This is a genomic window from Nocardioides sp., from assembly GCF_035703625.1.
Classification (GTDB): Bacteria; Actinomycetota; Actinomycetes; order Propionibacteriales; family Nocardioidaceae; genus Nocardioides.
The window spans coordinates 1-4,502 of record NZ_DASSXS010000219.1 but is presented as its reverse complement, the minus strand read 5'-3'; the positions used below and the strand labels follow the sequence as shown (position 1 = coordinate 4,502).

Sequence of the window (4,502 nt, the reverse complement as noted above, 5' to 3'; positions counted from 1 at the left end):
AAGATCAGGAGCGGGATCAGCCCGGCCGCCAGTGCCAGGATCGTGAACGCCGGGGTCCACTTCGCCGCGCGGGAGAGCAGGAACGCCACCACGACGTAGATCATGAAGACCCAGCCGTGGGCCACCCACATGATGCTGGCGCTCTCGCCGAAGGTCTGGAGGGTGCTGCCCTCGGCGGCGAGGTACTTCAGCGGGAGCGCGACGAGGGAGCAGAAGGCCAGCAGCACGCCGACGATGATGGCGAGCACACGGTAGGCGACGAACAGCTTGTTCATCCGGCGTCCCCGGTCATGGGGGCCCCCGCGGAGCAGTCGAATGGGGTGGTCACGCGCCCGACCCTACTGGGGCCCGCGGCGCGTCCTCGCCCTCCTCGGTCCCGGCCTCGTCGCGGAGCCAGCGGATCCACACGAAGAGGGCGAACGCCCCGAAGAACCACCACTCCACGGCGTAGAGCAGGTTGCGCAGCGCGGTGAACCTCCCGACCTCCGGAAGCTGGTCGAGATCGGCCCGCTCCAGGCCCTCGGTCGGCCTGGTCAGGACGGCGTAGGCGCCGTAGAGGTCCTGGTCGACCCGCTGGACCAGGTCGGCGATCCGCAGCTCGGGGAGTACGTCGTCCCCGGGGTCGGAGTCGGAGGCGCCGGAGCCCTCGGGGGGTTGGAGCCAGCCGACCAGCTCCCCCGACCCGGTCGGAGGCGGGGGCGCGGAGGCCGGGGAGTCGACCCAGCCGCGGACGATCGGGATCGCCGGTCCGTCCGGCGCGGACGTCGCCAGCGGAGTCACCACCCAGTACCCCTGACGCCCCGCGTGCGTGCGGCCCGAGACGAACACGGTCGCCTCGGGGACCCAGGTGCCGCCCACCGTCACCGGCTGGCCGACCCGGTCACCGGGGAACGGGTCGTCGGGACCCATCGCATCCGCCAGCGGAATCGGCTCCCGCTGCGTCAGGTCGGCCGCCTCGGCGGCTCGGCGTGCCTGCCACGCGTCGTACTGCCAGGAGCCGAGCAGCACGGCCGCCGTCACGGACGCCACCGCGAGGAGGTGCACGCCCCAGAATCGCGGGGCCAGGAGTGCACGCACGCGGAAAGCCTACGCACGCCGGGTGGGCGCTACTGCCGGGCTCGGCAGCCCCGGGTCGGTGCGACCGCTGGCCCCCCGCTCCACCCGGAAGCGGTGCTCCGTGTCCACCTACTGGTCTGACCACTTGACCATCGGCCACTCGCCCGTCTACGGTCCCACGCATGCCTCTGCAGCCGGTCAGCCGACGTTCCGTCCCCGACGAGGTCTTCGACCAGGTCCTCGCCGGGGTCGTCGACGGTGAGATCGAGGCCGGCGAGACGCTTCCCAGCGAGCGTCGCCTCGCCGAGGTGCTCGGGGTCTCCCGCCCGGCGGTCCGCGAGGCGCTGCAGCGCATGGCGCAGACCCGGCTGGTCGAGGTGCGCCAGGGAGGCTCGACGACGGTCCGCGACTTCAGGAAGACCGCCGGCCTCGACCTCCTGCCGCGCCTGCTCGTCCGGGCCGGCAACGTCGACACCGCGGTGGTCCGCAGCATCCTCGAGGCCCGGCTGGTCATCGGTCCGGGCGTCGCTGCCCTCGCCGCCGGGCGTGGTGGGCCCGCCGCGGCGGCGACGCTCACCGACTCTGTCGACGCGATGGCCGCGACCGACGACGACGTCGAGCGCCAGCAGCACGCGCTGGCGTTCTGGGACCTGGTCGTCGACGCCGCCGACTCGCTCACGTTCCGGCTGATGTTCAACAGTCTCCGCGCGGCCTACGAGCCCGCCCTCGAGGCGCTGGCCCCGCTGATGAGCGAGGAGGTCGGCCAGATCGGTGCCTACCGCGTCCTCACGGCGGCCCTGGCCGAGGGCGACCCCGACACCACACGGGCCGCCGCGGAGCGCGTGCTCCGCCCGGCCACCCGCAACCTGATCACCGCACTCGAAGCCCTCGAGGAGACCACATGAGCAGGACCAGCCTCGACGTCGAGGCACTCGCGCGCACCCGGCTGGCCGCCGACGAGCAGCGGATCACCGGCAGCCGGCGCAGCCAGGTGACGCTGGGAGCCGCCTGGCGCGCCTTCTGGCGGCACCCCTCGCCCTGGATGATCTCCACCTTCCTGCTGGGGTCCGTCACGGCGCGGGTCCTGGTGGGCGGCGGCTCGCCGTGGGAGCTGCTCATCCCGGGCGCCCTGGTGGCCCTGTTCCCGGTGATCGAGTGGCTGCTCCACGTCGGGATCCTGCACTGGCGTCCGCGCCGGGTGGGGCCGGTCGAGGTCGATTCGCTGCTGGCCCGCAAGCACCGCGAGCACCACGCGGACCCGCGTGACATCCCCCTGGTGTTCATCCCGTGGCGGGCGCTCGCCTGGCTGCTGCCGGCGTACGTCGTCGTGGCCTGGTTCGCCATGCCGACGACCGCGGCGGCGCTGAGCCTGCTGGTCTCCGTCTACGGCCTGAAGCTCGGCTACGAGTGGACCCATTACCTGATCCACTCCGACTACCGGCCGCGGAGCGCGTCGTACAAGAAGGTCTGGCGCAACCACCGCCTGCACCACTACAAGAACGAGCACTACTGGTTCACGGTCACCACGGCCGCGACCGCCGACCGGCTCTTCGGCACCTGCCCTGACCCGGCGCAGACCCGCACGTCGAAGACGGTCAAGAACCTGCACGAGCTCGAGGCCGGCTCGACCCCCGGGTGAGGTGCCTCAGAGCCCGGTGGGCTCGGCGATCGGGGTGACCTCGTTGCACACCGCGAACGGCAGCTCCTCGAGCAGGGTCAGGGCAGCGGCCTGCGCCGGCCGCGGCACGTCGTAGCCGATCCGCCCCGTCGTCGGGTCGCCCACCCCCGAGCGGAAAGCGCTGCGGAAGCCGGCCACCGGCCACGCCCGGCCCAGGTCGATCCGGTCGAACAGGTCGTCGCGGTTCGGCTCCATGCGGACGACCGCGTTGTGATCGCCGAAGGCGACGGTGAACCCTGGGAGGTCGTCGAGGTTCGTCACCGGATGCCGCGCCAGCAGCTTCTGCTGCTGCTCGCCCCCCGCATCCGGACCCAGCGCGTCCTCCAGCGGGATGCAGCCACGCCGCAGGTACGTCGCTTCGGCCGGCTCGCCCACCAGCCCGGGCCAGGTCGGGTCGTTCGCCCACACGCCCACCCCGGCCTCGGCGACTCCCGAGACCACGAGGTGGTCCTCCTCGATCACCCGCGCGCCTGCGAGTGCCCCGGCCCCGGTCGCGATCGCGCGCCGGACGGAACCGAGGTCGAGGTCGGGCCGGAACGCCAGGATGTAGCCGTTGCCCTCCGGACCGGTGAAGTGCGCCTCCCAGTCGACGTCGTCCTGGGTGAAGCCGTGGTCGAGCAGCAGCTCGCTGTCGTCGGCCCGCAGCAGGCCCTCGGCCAGGAGCGGCGCGTCCGCGCGGGCACGCTCCCAGAAGCCGAACCGGTCCGTCACCGGATCCTCGCTGGTCAGGTCCGGGACGCCGAGGTCCTTGCGGATCTCGTCGAAGTCGGTGACCGTCACCGTCGTTGCCGACCCGGGGACCATCGCCAGCGCCGCCTCGGCCGGCTCGAGGCCGGCCCGAAAGCGCGGGTGGGCCGTCGTGGTCGGCGTGTGGATCGGTGAGGGTTGGGCGTCCGGTGGCGGGATCTCCTCCGCACAGCCGGCGGTGAGCAGCAGGGCGATGCCCGACAGCGAGCGCACCAGCGAACGAGCAGGCATGACAGCGAAGTCTGCCAAAACGATCCGGCCGTCGGGCTAGCGGGTTTACGCACATTTGATGCCCCGCCGGGACCTTGGCCGGGAGTCCAACCACGAGGCTCTCCGGGGTGGGGAGCTGGCCAGTCCAGCAAGGGATCCAGCCATGCAGACACGCACGCGCATTTTCCGCCGTCCACTCGCCGTCGCCGCGGTCACATCGATCGCTCTGTCGCTCGTCGGCGCTTCCCTGGCCGGGGCGGTGGACCCAGGTCAGCAGAGCAGCTTCGGGCGGATGTTCCCCGGGCAGGACCCGTTCCGGCCTTCCGACGATTCACTGACCAAGCTGGTCCAGACCCAGCGGGACAAGGGCCAGACCCAGCTCGACAACCAGGGCGTGCCGGCCGGGTTCACCTACCTCGGGCAGTTCATCGACCACGACCTCACCCGCAATCCGCAACCGCTGCCCGCCGGGCCGTTCGACCCGACCACGCTGAAGAACCTCCGCACCGCCGCGTTCGACCTGGACTCGGTCTACGGCCAGGGTCCCACCGGGGACCAGGCCAGCAAGGCCCTCTACGAGGCCGACAACAAGCACTTCCGGGTGACGGAGGAGGAGGACCAGGTCAACGGGGTGCCCGACCTGGTGCGCAACGAGAACGGCGGCGCGCTGCTGATCGAGCCCCGCAACGACGAGAACCTGATCATCGCCCAGATCCACCTCGCGGTGCAGAAGTTCCACAACCGGCTCATCGACGAGGGCGCGAACTTCAACACCGCCCGCCGGCTCACCCAGTGGCACTACCAGTGGGTC

At 71.9% G+C, this 4,502-nt stretch carries 6 protein-coding genes; 3 read left to right on the top strand and 3 right to left on the bottom strand.

Annotation, left to right across the window (positions count from 1 at the left end; all coding sequences use genetic code 11):
- Positions 1-275: DUF3817 domain-containing protein (locus VFN12_RS11200; protein ID WP_325118763.1), on the bottom strand; the 275-nt coding region annotated here is incomplete at its 3' end.
- A gap of 49 nt (positions 276-324) precedes the next feature.
- On the bottom strand, positions 325-1,077 hold the full coding sequence (locus VFN12_RS11195; protein WP_325118761.1) for an SURF1 family protein: 753 nt from the start codon (positions 1,075-1,077) through the stop codon (positions 325-327).
- A 161-nt stretch (positions 1,078-1,238) separates the two neighbouring features.
- Here VFN12_RS11195 and VFN12_RS11190 point away from each other — a divergent pair, with 161 nt between their 5' ends.
- Together VFN12_RS11190 and VFN12_RS11185 are read left to right on the top strand one after the other, a co-directional pair.
- Positions 1,239-1,961 (top strand): FadR/GntR family transcriptional regulator, encoded by a 723-nt coding sequence (locus VFN12_RS11190; RefSeq protein ID WP_325118759.1) that lies wholly within the window; start codon positions 1,239-1,241, stop codon positions 1,959-1,961.
- On the top strand, positions 1,958-2,695 hold the full coding sequence (locus VFN12_RS11185) for a sterol desaturase family protein (protein WP_325118758.1): 738 nt from the start codon (positions 1,958-1,960) through the stop codon (positions 2,693-2,695). The genes VFN12_RS11190 and VFN12_RS11185 overlap by 4 nt, the downstream gene beginning before the upstream one ends.
- Before the next feature lie 6 nt (positions 2,696-2,701).
- On the opposite strand, the gene VFN12_RS11180 is transcribed toward VFN12_RS11185, so the two are convergent.
- On the bottom strand, positions 2,702-3,712 hold the full coding sequence (locus VFN12_RS11180) for a hypothetical protein (protein ID WP_325118757.1): 1,011 nt from the start codon (positions 3,710-3,712) through the stop codon (positions 2,702-2,704).
- A gap of 142 nt (positions 3,713-3,854) precedes the next feature.
- On the opposite strand from VFN12_RS11180, the gene VFN12_RS11175 reads away from it, so the two are divergent.
- The coding region (locus VFN12_RS11175) for a hypothetical protein (RefSeq protein ID WP_325118756.1) at positions 3,855-4,502 on the top strand (648 nt) is incomplete at its 3' end.

Bases quoted from the DNA above. Each gene is read 5' to 3' on its own strand.
- VFN12_RS11190 (WP_325118759.1), top strand. From the start codon at position 1,239: ATGCCTCTGCAGCCGGTCAGCCGACGTTCCGTCCCCGACGAGGTCTTC.
- VFN12_RS11185 (WP_325118758.1), top strand. From the start codon at position 1,958: ATGAGCAGGACCAGCCTCGACGTCGAGGCACTCGCGCGCACCCGGCTG.
- VFN12_RS11180 (WP_325118757.1), bottom strand. From the start codon at position 3,712: ATGCCTGCTCGTTCGCTGGTGCGCTCGCTGTCGGGCATCGCCCTGCTG.